General features: G+C 55.6%; 20 protein-coding genes. 10 read left to right on the forward strand and 10 right to left on the reverse strand.

Features of this window, described 5'->3' with window-relative positions:
* Positions 1 to 76: 76 nt before the first annotated feature.
* From rlmKL to rmf, 6 genes are all read left to right on the forward strand, one after another.
* Positions 77 to 2,185, forward strand: a complete 2,109-nt coding sequence (rlmKL, locus tag IM314_RS04190; RefSeq protein ID WP_048958373.1) for a bifunctional 23S rRNA (guanine(2069)-N(7))-methyltransferase RlmK/23S rRNA (guanine(2445)-N(2))-methyltransferase RlmL — start codon at positions 77 to 79, stop codon at positions 2,183 to 2,185.
* Positions 2,186 to 2,197: 12 nt separating this feature from the next.
* Positions 2,198 to 4,105 carry an ABC transporter ATP-binding protein gene (locus tag IM314_RS04195; RefSeq protein WP_193358658.1) on the forward strand — a complete coding sequence of 636 codons (1,908 nt, stop codon included), beginning with the start codon at positions 2,198 to 2,200 and terminating at the stop codon, positions 4,103 to 4,105.
* 12 nt (positions 4,106 to 4,117) lie between these two features.
* On the forward strand, positions 4,118 to 5,371 hold the full coding sequence (pqiA, locus tag IM314_RS04200) for a membrane integrity-associated transporter subunit PqiA (RefSeq protein WP_045261707.1): 1,254 nt from the start codon (positions 4,118 to 4,120) through the stop codon (positions 5,369 to 5,371).
* Positions 5,372 to 5,375: 4 nt separating this feature from the next.
* On the forward strand, positions 5,376 to 7,016 hold the full coding sequence (pqiB, locus tag IM314_RS04205; protein ID WP_047364232.1) for an intermembrane transport protein PqiB: 1,641 nt from the start codon (positions 5,376 to 5,378) through the stop codon (positions 7,014 to 7,016).
* Positions 7,013 to 7,579 carry a membrane integrity-associated transporter subunit PqiC gene (pqiC, locus tag IM314_RS04210; RefSeq protein WP_028012599.1) on the forward strand — a complete coding sequence of 189 codons (567 nt, stop codon included), beginning with the start codon at positions 7,013 to 7,015 and terminating at the stop codon, positions 7,577 to 7,579. Before pqiB ends, pqiC begins: the two co-directional genes overlap by 4 nt.
* A 255-nt stretch (positions 7,580 to 7,834) precedes the next feature.
* Complete coding sequence (gene rmf / locus IM314_RS04215; protein ID WP_013097261.1) at positions 7,835 to 8,002, forward strand: ribosome modulation factor; 168 nt, start codon at positions 7,835 to 7,837, stop codon at positions 8,000 to 8,002.
* A gap of 71 nt (positions 8,003 to 8,073) precedes the next feature.
* Here rmf and fabA read toward each other — a convergent pair whose 3' ends face one another.
* Entirely contained in the window at positions 8,074 to 8,592 is a 519-nt protein-coding gene (gene fabA / locus IM314_RS04220) for a bifunctional 3-hydroxydecanoyl-ACP dehydratase/trans-2-decenoyl-ACP isomerase (protein WP_000227926.1), read from the reverse strand.
* Positions 8,593 to 8,660: 68 nt separating this feature from the next.
* The gene (locus IM314_RS04225) at positions 8,661 to 10,421 is read right to left on the reverse strand and encodes a Lon protease family protein (protein ID WP_041910605.1); all 1,761 of its coding nucleotides are present in this window, start codon (positions 10,419 to 10,421) and stop codon (positions 8,661 to 8,663) included.
* 185 nt (positions 10,422 to 10,606) lie between these two features.
* Between IM314_RS04225 and matP the strand changes: the two genes are divergently transcribed.
* Positions 10,607 to 11,059: a macrodomain Ter protein MatP gene (gene matP, locus IM314_RS04230; RefSeq protein WP_023332611.1), complete on the forward strand. Its 453-nt coding sequence runs from the start codon at positions 10,607 to 10,609 to the stop codon at positions 11,057 to 11,059.
* 63 nt (positions 11,060 to 11,122) lie between these two features.
* On the opposite strand, the gene ompA is transcribed toward matP, so the two are convergent.
* Positions 11,123 to 12,178 (reverse strand): porin OmpA, encoded by a 1,056-nt coding sequence (gene ompA / locus IM314_RS04235; RefSeq protein WP_108780329.1) that lies wholly within the window; start codon positions 12,176 to 12,178, stop codon positions 11,123 to 11,125.
* Positions 12,179 to 12,533: 355 nt separating this feature from the next.
* Positions 12,534 to 13,043 carry an SOS-induced cell division inhibitor SulA gene (gene sulA / locus IM314_RS04240; RefSeq protein WP_047364233.1) on the reverse strand — a complete coding sequence of 170 codons (510 nt, stop codon included), beginning with the start codon at positions 13,041 to 13,043 and terminating at the stop codon, positions 12,534 to 12,536.
* A gap of 217 nt (positions 13,044 to 13,260) precedes the next feature.
* Between sulA and IM314_RS04245 the strand changes: the two genes are divergently transcribed.
* Positions 13,261 to 13,887 carry a TfoX/Sxy family DNA transformation protein gene (locus IM314_RS04245; RefSeq protein ID WP_041910603.1) on the forward strand — a complete coding sequence of 209 codons (627 nt, stop codon included), beginning with the start codon at positions 13,261 to 13,263 and terminating at the stop codon, positions 13,885 to 13,887.
* On the opposite strand, the gene yccS is transcribed toward IM314_RS04245, so the two are convergent.
* Positions 13,844 to 16,006, reverse strand: a complete 2,163-nt coding sequence (yccS, locus tag IM314_RS04250) for a YccS family putative transporter (RefSeq protein WP_041910602.1) — start codon at positions 16,004 to 16,006, stop codon at positions 13,844 to 13,846. The genes IM314_RS04245 and yccS overlap by 44 nt on opposite strands.
* Before the next feature lie 19 nt (positions 16,007 to 16,025).
* Positions 16,026 to 16,472, reverse strand: a complete 447-nt coding sequence (locus tag IM314_RS04255; RefSeq protein ID WP_188245791.1) for a YccF domain-containing protein — start codon at positions 16,470 to 16,472, stop codon at positions 16,026 to 16,028.
* A 123-nt stretch (positions 16,473 to 16,595) separates the two neighbouring features.
* Here IM314_RS04255 and helD point away from each other — a divergent pair, with 123 nt between their 5' ends.
* The gene (gene helD / locus IM314_RS04260; RefSeq protein ID WP_045261704.1) at positions 16,596 to 18,650 is read left to right on the forward strand and encodes a DNA helicase IV; all 2,055 of its coding nucleotides are present in this window, start codon (positions 16,596 to 16,598) and stop codon (positions 18,648 to 18,650) included.
* A gap of 57 nt (positions 18,651 to 18,707) precedes the next feature.
* Here helD and mgsA read toward each other — a convergent pair whose 3' ends face one another.
* Together mgsA and IM314_RS04270 are read right to left on the reverse strand one after the other, a co-directional pair.
* Positions 18,708 to 19,166, reverse strand: coding sequence for a methylglyoxal synthase (gene mgsA / locus IM314_RS04265; RefSeq protein ID WP_041912035.1), 459 nt, complete (start codon positions 19,164 to 19,166; stop codon positions 18,708 to 18,710).
* Between the two features lie 80 nt (positions 19,167 to 19,246).
* Positions 19,247 to 19,909, reverse strand: a complete 663-nt coding sequence (locus IM314_RS04270) for a DUF2057 family protein (RefSeq protein ID WP_060572728.1) — start codon at positions 19,907 to 19,909, stop codon at positions 19,247 to 19,249.
* A gap of 173 nt (positions 19,910 to 20,082) precedes the next feature.
* On the opposite strand from IM314_RS04270, the gene IM314_RS04275 reads away from it, so the two are divergent.
* Positions 20,083 to 20,496: a CoA-binding protein gene (locus IM314_RS04275; RefSeq protein WP_028012609.1), complete on the forward strand. Its 414-nt coding sequence runs from the start codon at positions 20,083 to 20,085 to the stop codon at positions 20,494 to 20,496.
* A gap of 38 nt (positions 20,497 to 20,534) precedes the next feature.
* Here the strand turns inward: IM314_RS04275 and hspQ are convergent, their stop codons facing one another.
* Both hspQ and rlmI read right to left on the reverse strand, forming a co-directional pair.
* Complete coding sequence (hspQ, locus tag IM314_RS04280) at positions 20,535 to 20,852, reverse strand: heat shock protein HspQ (RefSeq protein ID WP_008499919.1); 318 nt, start codon at positions 20,850 to 20,852, stop codon at positions 20,535 to 20,537.
* Between the two features lie 60 nt (positions 20,853 to 20,912).
* A complete protein-coding gene (gene rlmI / locus IM314_RS04285) occupies positions 20,913 to 22,103 on the reverse strand; it encodes a 23S rRNA (cytosine(1962)-C(5))-methyltransferase RlmI (RefSeq protein WP_193358659.1) in 1,191 nt (396 codons plus the stop codon).
* Positions 22,104 to 22,128: the final 25 nt, after the last annotated feature.

The following is a 22,128-nucleotide window of genomic DNA, read 5'->3' on the forward strand; positions in this document are numbered from 1 at the left end:
TAAGCCTTCAACTTTATGACATACACGCCATATTAGCTATAATGCGCGACAATTTTCTAAGAGTAAAAGTGACGATATGAATTCTCTGTTTGCCAGTACGGCCCGTGGGCTGGAAGAGCTGTTAAAAACTGAACTGGAAAGCCTGGGCGCGCAAGAGTGTCAGGTGGTTCAGGGTGGTGTCCATTTTGAGGGCGACACGCGGCTTATTTACCAGAGCCTGATGTGGAGCCGTCTGGCGTCGCGCATCATGCTGCCGATGAAGGAATGCAAGGTCTATAGCGACCTGGATCTCTACACCGGCGTACAGATGATCGACTGGACAGAGATCTTCACGCCTAACGCCACCTTCGCGGTGCATTTCAACGGCGTGAACGACGAGATCCGCAACAGCCAGTACGGCGCCCTGCGCGTAAAAGACGCCATTGTGGACTGCTTCACGCGTAAAAATAAGGAACGTCCGAACGTCGATCGCGAAAACCCGGACCTGCGTATCAACGTCTGGCTGAACGGCGACACGGCGAGCATCTCCCTCGATCTGAGCGGCGCGGGTCTGCACCTGCGCGGCTACCGCGATCGCACCGGTATGGCGCCGATCAAAGAAACCCTGGCCGCCGCCATCGTGATGCGCTCCGGCTGGCAGCCGGGCACGCCGCTGCTCGACCCAATGTGTGGCTCCGGTACGCTGCTGATTGAGGCTGCAATGCTGGCAACCGACCGCGCGCCGGGGCTGCACCGCGGCCACTGGGGCTTTAAAGGCTGGGCGCAGCACGATGAAGCGCTCTGGAAAGAGGTTAAAGACGACGCGCAGACCCGCGCGCGTAAGGGGCTGGCGGAGTATACCTCTCACTTTTACGGTTCGGATAGCGACCCTCGCGTCATTGAGCGCGCGCGCAGCAACGCCCGTCGCGCCGGTATCGGCGAGCTGGTCACCTTCGAGGTGAAAGACGTGGCGAACCTGACCAACCCGCTGCCGAAGGGCCCGTACGGGACCGTAATCAGCAACCCGCCATACGGCGAGCGTCTGGACAGCGAGCCTGCGCTGATTGCCCTGCACAGCCTGCTGGGCCGCAATATGAAGGACTACTTCGGCGGCTGGAATCTGTCTCTGTTCAGCGCCTCGCCGGAGCTGCTGAGCTGCCTGCAGCTGCGTGCCGATCGCCAGTTTAAAGCGAAAAACGGCCCGCTGGACTGCGTGCAGAAAAACTACCATCTGGCAGAGAAAGCGGCGGACAGCAAGCCAACCGGCGTGGCAGAGGATTACGCCAACCGCCTGCGCAAGAACCTGAAGAAATTTGAAAAATGGGCGAAGCAGGAAGGGATCGAGTGTTATCGCCTGTACGATGCCGACCTGCCGGAGTACAACGTAGCGGTTGACCGCTATGCGGACTGGGTGGTGATTCAGGAATATGCTCCGCCGAAAACCATCGATGCGCAAAAAGCGCGCCAGCGCATGCTGGACGTCATTGCGGCCACCATTGCCGTGCTGGGGATTGCGCCGAACAAGCTGGTGCTGAAAACCCGCGAGCGTCAGAAGGGTAAAAACCAGTACCAGAAGATGGGCGAAAAGGGCGACTTTATCGAAGTGGGCGAATACAACGCTCGCCTGTGGGTGAACCTGACCGACTATCTTGATACCGGCCTGTTCCTCGACCACCGCATCGCCCGCCGTATGCTCGGCCAGATGAGCAAGGGCAAAGATTTCCTCAACCTGTTTTCCTACACCGGCAGCGCCAGCGTGCATGCCGGTCTCGGCGGCGCGCGCAGCACTACCACGGTGGATATGTCCCGCACCTATCTCGAGTGGGCCGAGCGTAACCTGCGTCTGAACGGCTTAACCGGACGTCAGCATCGCCTGATGCAGGCCGACGTGCTGGGCTGGCTGCGCGATACCGACGAGCAGTTCGACCTGATCTTTATCGATCCGCCGACCTTCTCTAACTCCAAGCGCATGGAGGATAGCTTTGACGTTCAACGCGATCACCTGCGCCTGATGACCGACCTGAAGCGCCTGCTGCGCAAAGGCGGCACCATTATGTTCTCGAATAACAAACGCGGCTTCCGTATGGATCATGACGGCCTGGCAGCCCTGGGACTGAAAGCACAAGAAATCAGTCAAAAAACGCTGTCTCAGGACTTCGCCCGTAACCGTCAAATTCATAACTGCTGGTTGATTACCGCGGTCTGAAAGGAAAAATAAATGTCATTAATTAGTATGCACGGCGCGTGGCTCTCTTTCAGCGACTCACCGCTTCTCGATAATGCAGAGCTGCATATCGAAGATAACGAGCGCGTCTGTCTGGTGGGCCGTAACGGCGCGGGTAAATCCACGCTGATGAAAATCCTCAACCGCGAGCAGGGGCTGGATGACGGCCGCATCGTATACGAGCAGGATCTGATCGTCTCCCGCCTCCAGCAGGATCCGCCGCGTCATGTGACCGGCAGCGTGTACGATTTCGTGGCGGAAGGCATCTCCGAGCAGGCGGAGTACCTGAAGCGCTATCACGAGATTTCGCATCTGGTGATGACCGACCCGAGCGACAAGAATCTCAACGAACTGGCGAAAGTGCAGGAGATGCTCGATCACCACGGTTTGTGGCAGCTGGAAAACCGCATTAACGAGGTGCTGGCGCAGCTCGGGCTGGAACCCGACATGGAGCTGTCGGCGCTCTCCGGCGGCTGGCTGCGTAAAGCGGCGCTGGGGCGCGCGCTGGTCAGCGGCCCTAAGGTACTGCTGCTGGACGAACCAACCAACCACCTGGATATCGAAGCAATTGACTGGCTGGAAGGTTTCCTGAAAACCTTCAGCGGCACCATCATCTTCATCTCGCACGACCGTTCGTTTATTCGCAATATGGCGACGCGCATTGTTGACCTCGACCGCGGCAATCTGGTCACCTATCCTGGCGATTACGACACCTATCTGCTGGAGAAAGAAGAAAACCTGCGCGTGGAAGAGCTGCAGAATGCGGAGTTCGACCGCAAGCTGGCGCAGGAGGAGGTCTGGATCCGCCAGGGCATCAAAGCCCGCCGTACCCGTAACGAAGGCCGCGTGCGTGCCCTGAAGGCGATGCGTCGCGAGCGCAGCGAGCGCCGCGAAGTCATGGGCAGCGCCAAAATGCAGGTGGAAGAGGCGTCCCGCTCCGGCAAGATTGTCTTCGAAATGGAAAACGTTAACTACCAGGTTGACGGCAAGGTGCTGGTGAAAGATTTCTCTGCGCAGGTTCAGCGCGGGGACAAAATTGCGCTCATCGGCCCGAACGGCTGCGGCAAAACCACGCTGCTGAAGCTGATGCTGGGCCAGCTGCAGGCCGACAGCGGTCGCATTCACTGTGGCACCAAGCTGGAAGTGGCCTACTTCGATCAGCACCGCGCGGAGCTGGATCCGGACCGCACGGTGATGGACAACCTCGCCGAAGGTAAACAGGAAGTGATGGTAAACGGCAAGCCGCGTCACGTTCTGGGCTACCTGCAGGACTTCCTGTTCCACCCGAAACGCGCCATGACACCGGTGCGCGCGCTGTCCGGCGGGGAGCGTAACCGTCTTCTGCTGGCCCGTCTGTTCCTGAAGCCAAGTAATCTGTTGATCCTCGATGAACCGACGAACGATTTGGATGTCGAAACGCTGGAATTACTCGAAGAGCTGATCGATGGGTATCAGGGAACCGTGATGCTGGTTAGCCACGATCGTCAGTTCGTGGATAACACCGTGACCGAGTGCTGGATCTTCGAAGGTGAAGGGCGAATTGGCCAGTACGTGGGCGGTTATCACGACGCAAAAGGGCAGCAGTCGCAGTCTCTGGCGCAGAAACAGTCGAAGTCCAGAACAAGTTCTGAACCTGCTGTAACAAAAGCAGAAACTGTCAAGAAAACCTCGGCTAAACTAAGCTATAACCTGCAGCGCGAACTGGAGGGGCTACCTCAGCGTCTTGAAGAGCTGGAGGCCGCGCTTGAGGAGCTGCAAGCGCAGGTTGCTGATGCCTCATTCTTTACCCAATCGCATGACTATACTCAGAAAGTACTGGCTGAAATGTCCGCGGCTGAAAAAGCCCTGGAAGAAGCATTTGAGCGCTGGGAGTACCTTGAGTCTCTGAAAAACGGCGCATAACAGGGATTAAATATGTGTGACCAGCACCATGCCGACAGGCATATATTATGCTCGCAATGCGATATGCTCGTGGCGTTGCCAGAGCTTGGTCACGGACATAAAGCCCAGTGTCCACGCTGTGGCGCGACGTTGACAACCGAGTGGGACGCGCCGCGGCAGCGTCCCACCGCTTACGCGCTGGCAGCACTGTTCATGCTGCTGCTCTCCAATCTCTTCCCCTTCGTCTATATGAAGGTAGGCGGGATGACAAGCCAGGTGGATCTGCTTGAAATCCCGGGCGTGATGTTCTCGGAAGATTACGCCAGCCTCGGCACCTTTTTTCTGCTATTCGTCCAGATAGTCCCGGCGTTCTGCCTGGTCATCATCCTGCTGCTGGTTAACCGCGTCAGGATGCCGTCACCGCTGAAAATCCGGCTCGCGCGCATCCTTTTTCAGCTCAAAAGCTGGGGGATGGCCGAGATCTTTCTCGCAGGGATACTGGTCAGTTTCGTGAAGCTGATGGCGTACGGCGACGTGGGGATAGGCAGCAGTTTTATTCCCTGGTGTCTGTACTGTGTCCTGCAGCTGCGTGCTTTCCAGTGCGTGGACAGGCGCTGGGCCTGGGACGATATCGCCCCGGCACCGACGCTCGCGCAGACGGTGAAGGTCGGCGTGCCGGGTATCCGCCAGGGGCTCCGTTCTTGTCCGTGCTGTACCGCCGTGCTGCCCGCCGATCTTGAGGTTTGTCCGCGCTGCGAAACGAAGGGCCATGTTCGCCGTAAAAATAGCCTGCAGTGGACGATGGCACTGCTGGTCACGTCCGTCATGCTGTATCTGCCCGCTAATATTCTGCCGATTATGATCACCGATTTGCTCGGCGATAAAATGCCCTCGACGATCCTCGCCGGGGTCATACTGCTGTGGAGCGAAGGATCCTATCCTGTCGCCGGCGTGATTTTCATCGCCAGTATCATGGTGCCCACTTTAAAAATGATCGCCATTGCCTGGCTCTGTTGGGATGCAAAAGGCCACGGAAAACGCGACAGCGAACGCATGCATCTGATTTACGAAGTGGTCGAATTTGTCGGTCGTTGGTCAATGATCGACGTGTTTGTGATTGCCGTTCTCTCTGCGCTGGTGCGGATGGGCGGTTTGATGAGTATTTATCCCGCGATGGGGGCTTTAATGTTTGCACTGGTGGTAATTATGACCATGTTTGCGGCCATGACCTTCGACCCTCGTTTATCGTGGGATCGTGAGCCTGAATCAAGCCATGAGGAAGAGTAAGAGCATGGAAAATAAGAGTGGAGAGGCGAAAGTGCAGAAGGTCAAAAACTGGTCGCCGGTGTGGATTTTCCCCATCGTGACCGCGCTGATCGGTGCATGGATCCTGTTTTATCACTACAGCCATCAGGGACCGGAAGTGACGCTGATTACCACCAATGCCGAAGGAATTGAGGGCGGTAAAACGACCATCAAAAGCCGCAGCGTGGATGTGGGCGTGGTGGAAAGCGCAACCCTGACCGACGATTTAACCCATGTGGAGATTAAGGCGCGTCTTAATGCCGGCATGGAAAAACTCCTGCACGGCGATTCTGTTTTCTGGGTGGTTAAACCGCAGGTGGGACGTGAAGGGATCAGCGGCTTAGGAACGCTGCTCTCAGGTGCCTACATCGAACTGCAGCCGGGTGCAAAAGGCAGCCAGCCGGCGCAGTACCAGCTTCTGGATTCACCGCCGCTAGCACCGCCTGATGCAAAAGGTATCCGCGTGATCCTCGACAGTAAAAAAGCGGGCCAGCTCACGGCGGGCGACCCGGTACTTTTCCGCGGCTATCGCGTGGGTTCGGTGGAGAAGAGCACCTTCGATCCTCAGAAAAGAGCCATCAGCTATCAGCTGTTCATCAATGCGCCTAACGATCGTCTGGTTACCAGCAACGTCCGTTTCTGGAAAGACAGCGGCATCGCGGTGGATCTGACCTCGGCGGGCATGCGTGTAGAAATGGGCTCGCTGACAACACTGTTTGGCGGCGGCGTGAGTTTTGACGTACCCGAAGGTCTGGACCTGGGGCAGCCGGTTGCGGAGAACACCGCTTTCCGCCTGTTCGACGATCAAAAAAGCATTCAGGATGCACTCTATACCGATCACATCGACTACCTGATGTTCTTTAAGGATTCTGTTCGCGGCCTGCAGCCTGGGGCGCCCGTTGAGTTCCGCGGTATTCGTCTGGGGACGGTGGGACAAGTGCCTTACTTTGTTCCAGGCCTTAAGCAGATGCTTGATGATGATTACCGTATTCCGGTGCTGATCCGCATTGAGCCTGAGCGCCTGATCAACCAGATTGGTGAGAATCAGGATATCGGCGAGCACATCACCGACCTGATGAATCGTGGTCTGCGCGGCTCGCTGAAAACCGGTAACCTGGTGACCGGCGCACTGTATGTCGATATGGACTTCTATCCAAAAGCGCCGCCGATTACCGGTATGCGTGAATTTGGTGGTTACAAGATCATCCCAACGGTAAGCAGCGGTCTGGCCCAGATCCAGCAGCGTCTCATGGAAACGCTGGATAAAATTAACAATCTGCCTCTCAACCCAATGATTGAGGCGGCGACAGGTTCGTTACATCAAAGCCAGGCGACAATGCAGCGCCTGCAGACCACGCTGGATAACATCAACAAGATCACTGCAAACCAGAGTATGCAGCAGCTGCCGCAGGATATGCAGAAAACGCTGCGCGAGCTGAACCGCAGTATGCAGGGCTTCCAGCCTGGCTCGGCGGCGTACAACAAGATGGTGGCAGATATGCAGCGTCTCGATCAGGTCTTGCGTGAACTGCAGCCGGTTCTGAAAACGCTCAACGAGAAGAGCAACGCGCTGGTGTTCGAAGCGAAAGATAAAAAGGATCCTGAGCCGAAGAGGGCGAAACAATGAAAAAATGGCTAGCGATTGCAGGAGCGATGGTACTCACGGCCTGTAGCTCCGGGAGCGAAACGAAAAGCTACTACCAGCTGCCTCTGGTGACGCAGGCGGTTACGCAAAGTTCCGCCTCGCAGGGCAACCGTCTGCTGTGGGTTGAGCAGGTCGCCGTGCCGGATTATCTGGCCGGCAACGGGGTGGTCTATCAGACCAGCGATGTACAGTACGTTATCGCCAACAACAACCTGTGGGCCAGCCCGCTGGACCAGCAGTTACGCAATACGCTGGTGGCGAATCTGGGCAGCCAGCTTCCGGGCTGGGTTGTTGCCTCCCAGCCTTTGGGAAGCGATCAGGACACGCTGAACGTCACGGTAACGGGCTTCCACGGCCGTTATGACGGTGCCGTTGTCATCAGCGGCGAGTGGCTGTTGAATCATCAGGGACAGCTGATTAAGCGTCCTTTCCATCTGGAGCTGAAGCAGCAGAAGGATGGCTATGATGAAATGGTGAAAGTGCTGGCTCAGGGTTGGGCGCAGGAGTCAGCCAGTATCGCCAGGGAAATTTCCCGACTGCCATAAGTAAAATTCATCGTCAAAAACCGCAATCGGCCTGGTGCTGATTGCGGTTTTTTTTCGTTTTTGCGTCAGGTTGTTACTTGTGCCGGGTCACAATTTTTGTACAAATGATCTTCTGGCTAGCTCACAAATATGACACCCGTATGAATTTTGAACATTGACGCTGGGACTAATTCGGGGTATTCGTTATCTGTGCCTGCGCATCTGGCGCGGACACTGTTTTCTTTCCACCAGACAAAAGAATGAGGGAAACGAGGCATGAAGAGACAGAAACGAGATCGCCTGGAACGGGCTCATCAACGTGGTTATCAGGCCGGCATCGCTGGACGTTCGAAAGAAATGTGTCCTTATCAGACGATAAATCAAAGGTCACAATGGCTTGGAGGCTGGCGAGAAGCCATCGGCGACAGGGCACTTATAGCCTGATAACGTCTCTTTAAAAAAAGAAACCTCCGCACTGCGGAGGTTTCGCCTTTCCGGGGTCGCTTAAAGCGATATCAGAACGCGGAAGTGTCCTGGAACAGACCCACTTTCAGGTCGTTCGCGGTATAGATCAGACGACCGTCTACCAGCACTTCGCCATCCGCCAGGCCCATAATCAGGCGACGGTTAACGATGCGCTTGAAGTGAATACGATAGGTGACTTTCTTCGCCGTAGGCAGAACCTGACCAGTGAATTTCACTTCGCCCACGCCCAGCGCGCGGCCTTTACCTTCACCACCCAGCCAGCCCAGATAGAAGCCAACCAGCTGCCACATGGCATCCAGGCCCAGGCAGCCAGGCATTACCGGATCGCCAATAAAGTGGCAACCGAAGAACCACAGGTCCGGGTTGATATCAAGTTCTGCTTCTACGTAACCCTTATCGAAGTTGCCGCCGGTTTCGGTCATTTTCACGACACGGTCCATCATCAGCATGTTCGGGGCCGGTAACTGTGGGCCTTTCGCGCCAAACAGTTCTCCGCGACCAGAGGCAAGAAGATCTTCTTTTGTATAGGATTCGCGTTTATCTACCATGTTCTCAGTAAGCCTTATTTTAGTGAAGGACGCAGGATAGCTAACACGTGTACGCTGAACAAGTCCGATCAGTTCGAACTGAACCAGCCCAGCCAGCGTAACGGCCATGGATAACGATGGCGAGCATCCTGCTGCGTCGCCTGAGCAATGCGCTCCTGGATAGTCTGCATCAAAGTTGTCTGACCTTCGCCATCCCAAACCAGGTTTGTCAGTAAGGGTAGTGCATCCTCAATCCCTTCGATGGCCCAGATGGCGAATTGTTCCTGTTCAACCGCGTCCAGAATATCCTGGCACAGGCTGAGATGGCGTACGTTAGGCGCCGGAATAATCACACCCTGTTTGCCGTTTAAACCGCGCTGCTGACAGACAGAGAAGAAGCCTTCAATTTTTTCGTTCAGACCGCCAACGGGCTGAGCACGACCAAATTGATCGACCGAACCGGTAATAGCAATGTTCTGGTTGATCGGCACGTCCGCCAGGGCGCTGATTAAGGCGCACAGCTCCGCCATTGAGGCACTATCGCCATCCACTTCGCTGTAGGACTGCTCAAACGTCAGCGAGGCGGAGAAGGGGATTTGCTGCTCAAGCTGCAGCTCAGACATCAAAAATGCCTGCATGATCATCATGCCTTTGGCGTGAATGTTGCCGCCCAGTTCGGCCTTGCGTTCAATATCGGTAAACTCGCCGTCGCCAATATGCACAACGCAGCTGATTCGCGAGGGTTCACCGAACGCGCGCGGATGGCCAGGAAACTCGATCACCGAGAGGGCGTTGATCTGCCCAACGCGTTCGCCTTCTGTCTCGACCAGAATTTGTTCCAGCAGAATTTCATCCTGCATGCGGTCAGCAAGATAGCCTTCGCGCCACTCTCGCTGCGCCAGCATCTGCGTGAGCTGTTCGCCAGTAAACGCACCGTTACCGCTGATCGTACCGACTTCACGCAGCTGCTTACCGATCCAGAGCGGGCAGAGAGGCAAGGTTTCCTGGTCACCGGTATAGCGAACGGCTTCGCGGATTAAACCCGGCCACGCGTCGGCGGCAGGCGCTGGCAATGCAAAACGTTCCGCCACGGCCATCACCCACTGACACCACTGCGCCATGTCGTCCGCATCGGCAATCTGAATGTTGTCTTCGTATTCGCTGTAAACTGCCTGCTCGGCCAGTTCCGGCTCCATCTCCTGGAAGTCCGCCAGCGATTCGCGGTCACCCGTCAGCACGACGGTCAGCGACAGCGGCATTGACGGCACGGAGACAGGAAGAGGACGAGACTCGTCGTAACCGACCCAGTCAAAGCGCTGTTGGGTCACAACGGTTTTCAGACGCATCCACAGCAGCGGCTGCGCGAGCAAAGTGCGCAGAGAGATGATGAGCACGCCGCCGTTTGCACGATGCACCAGCCCCGGCTGCAGGGAAAGCTCGCCGTTAAACTGGCGCAGACAGCCAAACAGCTGTTCAGCCTCGACCCAATTAGCGGTAATTACCTCGCCGTTAGTAGCAAAACGACCGTCGGCCTGGTCCGCCGGTCCGAAGGTAATATTATGCCCCGCGATACGATACTGGCCGCCAAATACCGCGGTGGTGTCTGGCCGCAGCTGGCGCGTGGCATCCCCAAGCAGCGACAGATATTCCGCTTCTTCCGGGGCTTTCAGCAGCATGAAGGGCGATGTCGCCCACGGGCTTAACGTCTGCTCCAGCGCATAATGTAAGCGTGGTTGCGTATCGCTAAGGATGAATTCGTGTTCTTTTGCGAGATCGGGCTGTGCAAACAGTTCCTGATAGCTCTCGGCATCCGGAACAAGGTCACGCCATGCTAGTTTCGTAATGGTCAAAGTTGATGTTTTTTAGTCAGATGTAAAAGCGTGGAGTATACCGTAAGCGGGGGGCTCTACCCAAGCAGGATTGGTATTTCAGCAGGCGGATTGGCTGCAGTCACTCACAGGATATGATTTCTTTTCAGCAGATTGCTAAAAAACTGATATTCTGAACAGAGTTACGTGGTAACACTGAGATCGCAATGAAATATCAACAACTGGAAAATCTCGAAAGCGGCTGGAAATGGAAGTACCTGGTCAAAAAGCACCGTGAAGGGGAGCTGATCACCTGCTACATCGAAGCCAGCGCTGCGCAAGAAGCCGTGGATATTTTGCTGACCCTCGAAAATGAACCGGTACAGGTCAATGGCTGGATTGAGAAGCACATTAATCCTGCGTTGTTAAACCGGATGAAGCAAACTATCCGCGCGCGACGTAAACGGCATTTTAATGCTGAGCATCAGCATACCCGGAAAAAATCCATCGACCTGGAGTTCGTGGTTTGGCAGCGTCTGGCCGGGCTGGCACAACGGCGTGGTAAGACCCTGTCGGAAACTATCGTGCAGCTGATTGAGGATGCCGAACATAAAGAGAAGTACGCCAACCAGATGTCGTCGCTGAAAAACGACCTTCAGGCGTTGTTGGGCAAAAAATAGATTTTAGTTTTCTTCAGACAATAAAAAACCCCGCATGGCGGGGTTTTTTTATAAGACGATAACTTATGCCGCTGGCTGAGTTACAACGTCTTTAACGCCTTTAACTTCGATCTCTACGCGACGATCTGGTGCCAGGCAGTCGATCAGTGCAGCGCGAGCTTTAACGTTGTCACAGGTGTTGCCAGTAACTGGGTTAGATTCGCCCATACCACGTGGGGAGATCTTGTTAGCTGGGATACCTTTAGAGATCAGGTAATCAACAACAGACTGAGCACGTTTCTCAGACAGTTTCTGGTTGTAAGCGTCAGAACCGATGCGGTCGGTGAAGCCCAGAACCACTACAGAACCGTCTTTAGGATCCAGGTTGCTCAGCTGGGTGTACAGCTGATCCAGTGCCTGCTGACCTTCTGGTTTCAGGGTCGCTTTGTTGAAGTTGAACAGAACGTCAGACTTCAGAGTGAAGTGCTTGGTCTGTACTTCTGGAGCTGGAGCCGGCGCTGGAGCAACAACTGGTGCTGCATCTTCCTGCTGGCCGAAACGGTAGGAAACACCTACGCTCAGCATGCCGTTGTCTGGACGAACGCCAACGGTAGCACCGTCACCGATGTTGTTAACCCACTGGTATTCCAGACGGGTAGCGATGTCACGGGTCATAGCCCACTCAACGCCACCAGCGAATACTGGGGAAACGCCAGTGTCATGGTCGTCGCCAGCGATGTTGTTGCTGGAGTCTGCACGCCATACCATGCCGCCCAGACGGGTGTACACGTCCAGATCGTCAGTTACTGGGTAACCCAGTTTAGCGGTCAGCTGAACGCCCTGAGCTTTGAAAGCGCCATTGATGGTGTCGCCTTTGTATGGCATACGACCTAACCAGTCGTAACCCATTTCAAAGCCAACATACGGGTTAACCTGATAGCCACCGAACGCACCTGCACCAAGCTGGCTCTCGTGAGTAGGGCCATCGTTGTTCAGGCTGCTGTTGTACCAGCCAGTGTCATGGAACTGAGACCAGCCCAGTTTACCACCTGCATACCAGGTATTATCTTTCGGAGCGGCCTGCGCTACGGTAGCGAAGCCAGCCAGTGCCACTGCAATCGCGATAGCTGTCTTTTTCATTTTTTGCGCCTCGTTATCATCCAAAATTCGCCATGAAGGTCTCAAGAGAGAATCACGGTTAAATCCTTCACCGGGGGGGCGTGGTCAAATATAAATCTACCGATATCTTCGGCTTAGGCCGAGCACCCCTGGCGATGTAAAGTCTACAACGTAGCTGAAAACTTACAAGTGTGAAGTCTGTCAGGCATATGAAAAAAAAAGTTCCGTATACCTATTATTTAACATTTTTAGAACGAATTTTGTGCAATAAAATTAAGGAGAACCGCACCAGACAAGCCTTGCCGCAATTTTGAGGCCGGGAACTAAAACCGCATCCTGCGGTCAAAAAAAATTCCAGGAAAAATCTTAATTTCACTCAATGATACAAATTTGAGTGAATTTTTAGCCCAGAAAGTTGTCCTCTGCGATAAGAATCTGGACGAACCGGGCGCATGATAAACCCGATCGCATTCCCTTCTTCAGCCGCTTCGGTCAGACGAAAATGTTCCTCTTCCGTCAATTCTTCCGGTAACCACCCGATCACCACGCTGTAATTTCCGGTGCGTAGCGCGCGAATCATCGATTCGACGGTATCGCAGGGAGAAAGCTGGTTGATCTGCATAACCTTTGCCAGCGGCAGGCCCGCAGACTGCACCCATTGGCGGCTCAGTTTTTGCTGCGGCGTCAGCCAGAGCTGCCAGCGTGATTGCTGACCAAGCTGCTGTAATAACGGAAGCAGCAGGAGTTGGGTCAACAGAGGCTGGTCTTCACGGTAAACCACTTCACTAATAAGCCCCGTCGAAGCACCCCCAACGGTGTTCTGCGCGACAGTGCCCGCGGTAGAGAAGAGAGAAGTTGAGCGATTTGCATAGCCTGAAGTGTACATATTCATTCCAGCCCTGTAGTTACTGTATGAATATACAGTAACCCCTGTATGCATAAAGATCAACCTCATTTTCGGAAAGCGACTCGCAAAATTCATTCAATGTTGATGTCCTTCGAAAAATCATCTTGCTCAACGACGCTAAGTTGCCTATTTTCCTGCTAACGGATCCGCTAGTAAGAAATTTCGTTGTTACTTTATGATTTTGAAGGGAAATATCATGAAAAAGATATCTTATGAACGGATTTATAAATCCCAGGAATACCTGTCACCACTGGGTGAAATTCATCATCGCGCGCTGTTCGGCGGCTATACCCTGGCAGTGGATGATGCGGTTTTTGCCATGGTGTCAGAAGGTGAGCTCTACCTCCGCGCCTGTGAAGAAAGTGCGAAATACTGTGTGAAAAATGCCGCGTCTTTTTTGACCCTGATGAAGCGGGGCCGTCCGGTGCTTCTCAACTATTACCGGGTGGATGACGGGCTATGGCAGGACAGGGAGCGTCTGCTTCAGCTCTCCACTTTCGCACTTAATGCGGCAAGAAAAGAGCGTTACCAGCGGCATCAGCGCAATCGACTTAAGGACCTGCCAAACCTGACCTTTCAGCTGGAAGTGTTGCTCTTTGAAGCGGGCATCACCAACGAAGAAACACTGCGGGCGCTTGGCGCTAGGGAGAGCTGGCTGAAGATGCGGGCGAAAAATAAAGCGCTGAGTATCAAAGTGCTATTCGCGCTGGAAGGGGCGATCGAGGGGCTGCATGAGGCGGCACTCCCGGCCGGCATTCGCCGGGAGTTGACGGAGTGGTTTAATGCGCTGCCTGAGCCACTGGAGAATCACTCCTCCAGGTAGCGATTTGTTGTTGCAGCCGGCAAATTTCTGGCAGCAGGGCGATGAGCAGGCCAATCTGCTGTAACACCAGAGGCGCTTTGCTGTCGTTTCCGGGCTCAAGATGCGCAATACGTTGGGTAAGTTCATCCAGCGCCTGTCTCACGCGCGGTTCATCGGCTGGCCGGTGATGCAGTGCATCATCGACATAACAGACCGCGTCATCCAGCAGATTGAGGATGCCCGGGTTGGTGAGTTTTTCGCGATGGGCGCCCAGCGTGGAAATATAGCTGGTGAAGGTATGGTTCAGGCAGAGCAGCCGGAAAGCCGTCTCACGAATCTCGGCCGTGGCGCGAGGCTCCGTTGACATGTTAGATACCACCGAGGCCAGTTCCGCATCGCTGTTGTGCGCATCGCGGCGCGCTATCCGGTAAGCCAGGCGGTTATCGCGGCCCTGATGATACTGCTCAAGGATGGCGTCCAGGTATCGGCAGTTGGCGTTCATAGCCCTGTCTAACACGCGCGGTAGATTGCGGAAACGCCAGTCTGGCCAGATAAAGCTGACGGCGGCCCAGGCGATAGCGCAGCCAATCAGGGTATCGAGTACGCGGGGCAGGGCGACCTCGAACCCTTCACCCAGCAGGTTAAAGCAGAGCAGAACCAGCAGCGTAATGAACATTGTGGCATGGGCGTACTGCACGTTGCGAAACGCGAAGAACAACACGCCGGTGATCACGATCAGGATCAGCTGTCCTTCAATGGACGGCACGAAATAGAGCACCGGAAGGCCGATCGCGACGCCGACCAGGGTGCCGATAATACGCAATGCCAGGCGGTGTCGGGTGGCGTTATAGTTCGGCTGACAGACAAACAGGCTGGTCAGCAGGATCCAGTAGCCGTGGTGCAAACCGGTTATCTGGATAAAAGCATACCCCACGCATAAGACCAGGGACATTCGCACCGCGTGACGAAACAGCGCCGACTCCGGCGTGAAGTTGCGGCTCAGCCTTAGCCACATATCGCTCACGCTGTGCACGCTGTCATCTGCAAGCTGGTTATCCACCTCGCTGCCCGGCAGTGCCATCGCCTGCTCGGACTCAATCGTCGCCAACTGAGCATCAATCGCCCGCAGGTTGTTGAGCAGAAAACCCAGCGCTTTGATCTGTTCCGGTGACGTTCCGCTGGCCTGCACGCGGTCGAGCGCCGCATCAAGATGGCTAAACACGCGTTCGAAACGGGAGTCGTGCTGATAGGGCGTGCGCAAAAGAATGGAGCGCGCGAGCTGCTGGCATGCCTGTGACTGCATGGACAGCAGGCGCTGAAAGCGGAACATGACGTCGCTGTAGCGGAACTTCTCGCGCAGGGCGGCATACTGAACGTGTGAGGAGCTGGCGCGCTCATGAATGTCCTGAGCGGCAAAATAGTAGTGCAAGGTTCTGCGCGTGCCGCGCTGGCCGCGATCCCCGCGCAGACGGGTAAGCAGCGAGGCTTTCGTCTGGTTAAGGGTGGCGACCAGCTGGCCGTTTGCCAGCGCCAGATCGTAAAGCGGCGCCTGGCTTTCTTCCTCAATATCCGGGTCGAACAGCCGGGATTTCAGTTCCAGATAATGGGCTAGCTGCTCATAGCTGCGCGCAAGGTTATCCTGCAGAGGACGAACCGGGAAGATTAGGTGGCCGGTTAACGTCAGCAGGTTATACCAGATGGCGCCCAACAGCAGCAGCACAGGCTGCTGATACCACTGGTCGTACAGGGAAACGCCCAGCATGGTGTAGATGGCGATCAGCAGGGCCCCAAAGGCGATAGTGGCATAGCGCTGCCCCAGACCGCCCAGCAAAATAAACCCACTGGTGGAAAGCGTCAGGCCAAGGGCAAACAGCCACGGCCAGGGGAAAAGTAACTCAACGGACGCGGAGGCGATAAAAAAACAGACGAGCGTAATGACCAGATTCCGCAAACGCCCGGCCAGGCGATCGTCCAGATCCGCCAGCGCTCCGGCCACCACCCCCAGCGTGAGGGGGATGGTGAGCTTGACATCATTCAGCCACCATGGCAGGGCAGCCGTGCCGCAAAGCGCGATAAATATCCTGACGTTGTAGAGCCAGGCGCTGTTCCAGGTATAACGGCGAAGCAGTGGACTTAGCATAAACGCGGCCAGTCCTTATTTACTGAAAACGACGACGTGCGTTCGCTTCACGCGCCGCCTGGGCCACTTCGACCGGAACCACCCTGCGCCCGACGGGCCAAAGGGCGATGGCGGCGATTTTAAAGTTCGCGAGCCCGACCGGAATACCAATTATTGAGATGCACTGCGCAATACCAGCAAAAATATGCATGATGCACAGCCACCAGCCGAAGAAAATCAGCCACAGAATGTTCAGCAAAGTTCCCCCCGTATTCATCAGGGCGCTTTTGCTCTCCGGGTTCAGCTCGTTAATGTGGATAGCTTCGTTACCGTAGGGGATGAACGAGAGTTTCGTGATTTCCCAGCAGGAACGGGTCAGGGGAAGGGTGAAGATCAGGACGATGCTCACCAGCGTGGCAAAAAGCCAGGAAAGGGTGGTGGCAAAACCGCCCAGCACAAAATTCAACACATTCAGAACGGTACGCATAAACCCTCACTTCCTTTCGATAAAATTAACGCCCAATGATTGTAACGTTTTTTTAGGCTGGAGCACCTTAAAACTGGCAGTTAAACTGTCAGGTAAATTATCTCTTCGTGGATTTGGCGGGACATGGAACTGAAAGCAACTTCTTTAGGCAAACGCCTGGCGCAACACCCCTATGACAGAGTTGTTCTGCTCAACGCCGGGGTTAAAGTCTCCGGAGAACGCCACGAATACCTTATTCCGTTTAATCAGCTTCTGGCTATTCACTGCAAGCGCGGGCTGGTGTGGGGCGAGCTCGAGTTCGTTCTGCCTGACGACAAAGTCGTGCGCCTTCACGGTACCGAGTGGGCGGAAACCCAGCGTTTCCACCATCACCTGAACGCGCTCTGGCAGCAGTGGAGCCACGACATGAGCGTGATTGCCGCTCAGGTGCTGCAGCAGGTGCTGGACGATATCGCGCAAAGCAACGCGCAGCAAACGTGGTTGACGCGCCAGCAGACCGCCGGTCTGCAGCAAAAGATTCGACAGGCACTTTCGGCGCTGCCGCTCTCCGTGACGCGTCTTGATGAGTTCGACAATTGTCGCGATGCCTGGCGTCAGTGCCAGGCCTGGCTGAACGATATGGATAAAAGCCGGCTGGCGCATAACCAGGCCTGGACGGATGCCATGCTCACCCAATACGCCGACTTTTTCAGTACGGTGGAGTCTTCACCGCTCAACCCTGCTCAGGCGCGCGCGGTGGTGAACGGCGAGCAGTCGCTGCTGGTGCTGGCGGGGGCCGGAAGCGGTAAAACGTCGGTGCTGGTGGCGCGTGCGGGCTGGCTTCTCACCACCGGGGAGGCCGTTGCCGATCAGATCCTGCTTCTGGCTTTTGGCCGTAAGGCGGCACAGGAGATGGACGAACGCATCCAGGAACGGCTGCACACCCGGGATATTACCGCCAGAACCTTCCATGCCCTCGCGCTGCATATCATTCAGCAGGGCAGTAAAAAAGTGCCTGCCATCAGTAAACTGGAAAACGACGCGCAGGCGCGACAGGCGTTGTTTATTAAAACGTGGCGTCAGCAGTGCAGTGAGAAAAAGGCGCAGGCGAAAGGGTGGCGTCAATGGCTGGAAGAGGAACTCAACTGGGAGGTGCCGGAGGGCAGCTTCTGGCAGGATGAAAAACTGGCGCGTCGGCTCGGCTCGCGTCTTGACCGCTGGGTCAGCCTGATGCGGATGCACGGCGGCTCGCAGGCAGAGATGATTGAAAGCGCGCCGGAGGCGATCCGCGATCTGTTTTCAAAACGGGTCAAGCTGATGGCTCCGCTATTGAAAGCCTGGAAAACCGCGCTGAAAGAGGAAAATGCCGTTGATTTCTCCGGTCTTATCCATCAGGCGATCGTCATTCTGGAGAAGGGGCGCTTTGTCAGCCCGTGGAAGCATATTCTGGTGGATGAGTTCCAGGATATCTCACCCCAGCGTGCGGCACTGCTCTCGGCGCTGCGGGCGCAAAATAAACATACCTCGCTGTTTGCGGTGGGGGACGACTGGCAGGCCATCTACCGCTTCAGCGGGGCGCAGCTTTCACTGACGACCGCGTTCCACCACTATTTTGGCGAAGGCGACCGCAGCGATCTGGACACGACATACCGCTTCAATTCACGGATTGGTGAGATCGCCAACCGCTTTATCCAGCAGAACCCGCACCAGCTGGCCAAGCCGCTAAACAGCCTGCGGGCAGGGGATAAAAAAGCGGTCACCCTGCTGGCGGATGACCAGCTGGAGCCGCTGCTGGACAAGCTCAGCGGCTATGCGAAACCCGATGAACGTATCCTGGTGCTGGCGCGTTATCATCACCTTAAGCCTGCTGCGCTGGAAAAAGCCGCTACCCGCTGGCCGAAACTGCAGCTTGAATTTATGACCATTCACGCCAGCAAAGGGCAGCAGGCCGATTATGTGATTGTGGTGGGGCTGAAGGAGGGCAGCGACGGATTCCCGGCTCCGGCCCGCGAGTCGGTCATGGAAGAGGCCCTGCTGCCGGTGCCGGAAGACTTCCCGGATGCCGAAGAACGACGTTTGCTGTACGTGGCCATCACCCGCGCGCGTCATCGCGTGTGGCTGCTGTTCAATAAAGAGGAGCCATCCGTGTTTGTCGATATTCTGAAGAGTATTGATGTGCCGGTGGCGCGGAAGCCATAACGACCAAGGCAACGAGGGGGAGGCCGGATAAGACGTAGCCGCTACCCGGCAAAAAAGCTACTTCAGTCTCTCGGAAAGATAGCGCTGATAGTCCGGAATCAGGATCTCAACCGGCGAGTTAAACTGCGGTGATTCAATGATGAAATCCGCCGTTGACAGGTTCGTCGCCACCGGAATATTCCACACCGTTGCCAGACGCAGCAGCGCTTTGACATCCGGATCGTGCGGAACCGCATTCAGCGGATCCCAGAAGAAGATCAGCACATCAATTTTCCCTTCGGAAATCTGCGCCCCGACCTGCTGATCGCCGCCCATCGGGCCGCTCAGCATCGCATTCACCTCCAGACCCGTTTCGCGCTGGATCAGGTTACCGGTAGTGCCGGTCGCCGACAGGGCGTGCTTTTCCAGCAGCGGCTGATGGCGGCGAACCCAGTTAAGCAGCATTTGTTTACAGTGATCGTGCGCCACCAGCGCAATGTGTTTGCGTTCAGGCAGCGTGCGTGTTGTCAGTTCCATAATCATATCCATCAGGTTAACTGACTACACGATGACGGGAACCGTCTGACGCTGCAAGAGAAAGGCGTAAAAAATGTGGCTTAAGATGAAGGTTGTTGCTTTGCCCACTGTAAAAACCGGGCCCGCGTGTCGGGATCGGCCTGCTGGAACCAGAATTTAAGGCGCTGTTCCGTCAGGCTCTGGGACTGCGGCGGAATGACGTCCAGTTCCGAGACGCCGGATAGCAGCGTACTGTCGTCCGCCATCATGGTGGCAAACTGCGGAAGGGAGGCGCGTTTGCCGGCTTTGTTATAGACCTGCGTTGCGGCCTCGTAGTCCGGGCTTTTTGTGGCGCTGGTCAACGCCAGAATATCCAGCTTGACCGGGATCGGCATTGCATTCCCGTCCAGCAGCTCAACGCGCGGCGAGGCGTCGAAGGCCGCTGATTCCTTCTCCGTTTCAAGGCGAGGCAGGGTAATGTTCACCTGGCTGATTTGCTGGGTATTAAAGCTGACAATCAGCGGCGGAGAGATGTACATCCGCTGCTCATGGTTAGTCAGGCCGATCGCTTTTTCGACCCGGAACACCAGCTGATGCGGCCCGTTATCTAACTCAATGCTGTCAGCCCCGCGCAATAACGAGCTGGAAACCTTTTTCCCGTCCAAAACCAGAAGATCAATGTCGCCAGAGAGCCGAAGCGTGGTGGCAAAAACGCAAACCGGCATCGCTAACGCAATCAGAGCAGTGGCAAAACCGGTTTTCATAGAAGGCTCCCGTCAGAGATACTGTCGCCGCATTAATGTATCTAAATCTTTCGATAATCACGTTTACTAACATATAGACATATTTTGCCGTTTTGCCCTCATACATCTGTATGGGATGGATGGTTGAGATGTGCGCTTTGGCGTACACTTTTAAAAAAGCCAGGAGAAAAACCATGAAAGAGAACGATATTGCCGAGATTCTGACATCCACGCGTACCATTGCGCTGGTGGGCGCGAGCGATAAACCCGACCGTCCCAGCTATCGGGTGATGAAATACCTTCTCGATCAGGGCTATCACGTCATCCCGGTGTCGCCAAAAGTGGCGGGGAAAACCTTACTGGGCCAGCAGGGTTATGCCACGCTCGCTGACGTGCCGGAAAAAATTGATATGGTCGATGTCTTCCGTAATTCCGAGGCGGCGTGGGAAGTGGCGCAGGACGCGATTGCCGTCGGGGCGAAAACGCTGTGGATGCAGCTGGGCGTGATTAACGAGCAGGCTGCCGTGCTGGCGCGGGATGCGGGATTGAAGGTGGTTATGGATCGCTGTCCGGCAATCGATATCCCCCGTCTGGGGCTGGCGAAGTAATAAAAAAAAAGCCCGTTCATCGGGCTTTTTTTACACGCTTAGTTCCGCAGGCGCGGAGCCTGTAACTGTTTGCGGATAGTCTGAGCAAGTTCATCCATCGTGGGTTGTTCCGGATGCTCTTCCTGCAGCTCGCTACTCAGCTGCGCTTCGGCAAGGTAGGTATGTACGGGTTGTCCGTCGTCACCTTCCATCACCACATGGTACCAGGGTGCAGCGCGAAGCTCTGCGTTCACCGCCAGTTCGTCCGCTGACGGTTCATCAAGGGAATACTCCGGGTCGATATCCACGACCACACCCAAATACCCAAGCAAAGTGTGGCGGACCTGCTGGCCGATACCGAATTTGCTGGCAATCATAGTCACCTCCCGGGAAATACGACTTACACATTAAGTGCGGGCAATATTTCTCTTTTCAAGTTACATGACGCGACAGGCAAACCCTTTCAGATACAGTCCTTCCGGGTAGGTAGCAATCACGGGGTGATCGGCTGCCTGACGGAACTGCTCTATAAATTGTATATCACGACCAGCATCTATTGCGGCATCGGCGATGATTTTTTGGAATAAATCGGTGGTCATCAGCCCGGAGCAGGAGAAGGTGAGCAGCACCCCGCCCGGGTTCAGCAGCTGGATGGCCAGCATGTTGATATCCTTATACCCACGGCAGGCGCCCATCAGCTGGCTTTTGTTTTCCACAAACTTTGGCGGATCCATCACGATGACGTCGAACTTCTCGCCCCGATCGCGATATTTACGCAGCAACTTGAAGACGTCGTCGCGTATAAATTCGGCTTTGCTCAAGTCCAGTTTGTTCAGCTCGACGTTCTGTTTTGCCACGTCCAGCGCTTCCTGCGAGGTATCCACGCTGACCACCTGGGCACAGCCGCCCATCAGCGCCGAAACGGCAAAACCGCCGGTGTAGGAGAAGCAGTTCAGCACGCGTTTGTCGGCAACGTACTGACGCGTAGCCAGGCGGCTGTCGCGCTGGTCAAGGTAGTAACCCGTTTTGTGCCCGCCCTGAATATCCACCAGCAGCTTCATTCCGTGCTCTTCAATTGGCAGCAGGGCAGGCGGCAGCTCACCCGTGACCGGGCCCTGCGTCAGCTCCATGCCCTCTTTTTTGCGCACCGCCACGTCGCTACGGTCGTAAATGGCGCATTCCGGGAACAGGGTTTGCAGGGCGCTAATCAGCGCGGCACGCTGGTATTCCGCCCCGGCGCTCAGCAGCTGCAGCACCAGGAAATTGCCGAAGCGATCGATGGTCACGCCCGGCAGACCGTCGGATTCACCGGCAATCAGGCGATAGCTGTCCAGCCCGTCGCGCTTTGCCAGCCACTCGCGCCACTGCTGCGCCTGCTGCAGACGGCGGACAAAGAAATCGATATCGATGGTTTCGTCTTTATCGAAGGTCCAGACGCGCGCGCGGATCTGGGAGGCTGGCGAGTAAGCGCCTCGCGCTAACCATTTCCCCTGATGGTCAACGATATCAATGGTTTCACCGAGGCTGGCTTTGCCTTCCATACGGGCAACCGCGCCGGAAAAGACCCAGGGATGACGGCGCAGTAATGACTTCTCACGCCCTTTGGCTAACACTAAACGTACACTCATAATTTGCTGTTCTGTCGATTCAAGA

Origin of the sequence: Enterobacter cloacae complex sp. P42RS (genome assembly GCF_014930595.1) — a bacterium.
Lineage (GTDB): Bacteria > Pseudomonadota > Gammaproteobacteria > Enterobacterales > Enterobacteriaceae > Enterobacter > Enterobacter bugandensis.

Excerpts from the sequence above, each read along its gene's own strand:
- rlmKL (WP_048958373.1), top strand. The coding sequence starts at position 77 with ATGAATTCTCTGTTTGCCAGTACGGCCCGTGGGCTGGAAGAGCTGTTA.
- IM314_RS04270 (WP_060572728.1), bottom strand. The coding sequence starts at position 19,909 with ATGAAAACCGGTTTTGCCACTGCTCTGATTGCGTTAGCGATGCCGGTT.
- yccS (WP_041910602.1), bottom strand. The coding sequence starts at position 16,006 with ATGCTAAGTCCACTGCTTCGCCGTTATACCTGGAACAGCGCCTGGCTC.
- matP (WP_023332611.1), top strand. The coding sequence starts at position 10,607 with ATGAAATATCAACAACTGGAAAATCTCGAAAGCGGCTGGAAATGGAAG.
- IM314_RS04275 (WP_028012609.1), top strand. The coding sequence starts at position 20,083 with ATGAAAGAGAACGATATTGCCGAGATTCTGACATCCACGCGTACCATT.
- fabA (WP_000227926.1), bottom strand. The coding sequence starts at position 8,592 with ATGGTAGATAAACGCGAATCCTATACAAAAGAAGATCTTCTTGCCTCT.
- IM314_RS04245 (WP_041910603.1), top strand. The coding sequence starts at position 13,261 with ATGAAAAAGATATCTTATGAACGGATTTATAAATCCCAGGAATACCTG.
- pqiB (WP_047364232.1), top strand. The coding sequence starts at position 5,376 with ATGGAAAATAAGAGTGGAGAGGCGAAAGTGCAGAAGGTCAAAAACTGG.
- rmf (WP_013097261.1), top strand. The coding sequence starts at position 7,835 with ATGAAGAGACAGAAACGAGATCGCCTGGAACGGGCTCATCAACGTGGT.
- rlmI (WP_193358659.1), bottom strand. The coding sequence starts at position 22,103 with ATGAGTGTACGTTTAGTGTTAGCCAAAGGGCGTGAGAAGTCATTACTG.
- IM314_RS04255 (WP_188245791.1), bottom strand. The coding sequence starts at position 16,472 with ATGCGTACCGTTCTGAATGTGTTGAATTTTGTGCTGGGCGGTTTTGCC.
- sulA (WP_047364233.1), bottom strand. The coding sequence starts at position 13,043 with ATGTACACTTCAGGCTATGCAAATCGCTCAACTTCTCTCTTCTCTACC.
- helD (WP_045261704.1), top strand. The coding sequence starts at position 16,596 with ATGGAACTGAAAGCAACTTCTTTAGGCAAACGCCTGGCGCAACACCCC.
- pqiA (WP_045261707.1), top strand. The coding sequence starts at position 4,118 with ATGTGTGACCAGCACCATGCCGACAGGCATATATTATGCTCGCAATGC.
- mgsA (WP_041912035.1), bottom strand. The coding sequence starts at position 19,166 with ATGGAACTGACAACACGCACGCTGCCTGAACGCAAACACATTGCGCTG.
- IM314_RS04195 (WP_193358658.1), top strand. The coding sequence starts at position 2,198 with ATGTCATTAATTAGTATGCACGGCGCGTGGCTCTCTTTCAGCGACTCA.
- hspQ (WP_008499919.1), bottom strand. The coding sequence starts at position 20,852 with ATGATTGCCAGCAAATTCGGTATCGGCCAGCAGGTCCGCCACACTTTG.
- pqiC (WP_028012599.1), top strand. The coding sequence starts at position 7,013 with ATGAAAAAATGGCTAGCGATTGCAGGAGCGATGGTACTCACGGCCTGT.
- ompA (WP_108780329.1), bottom strand. The coding sequence starts at position 12,178 with ATGAAAAAGACAGCTATCGCGATTGCAGTGGCACTGGCTGGCTTCGCT.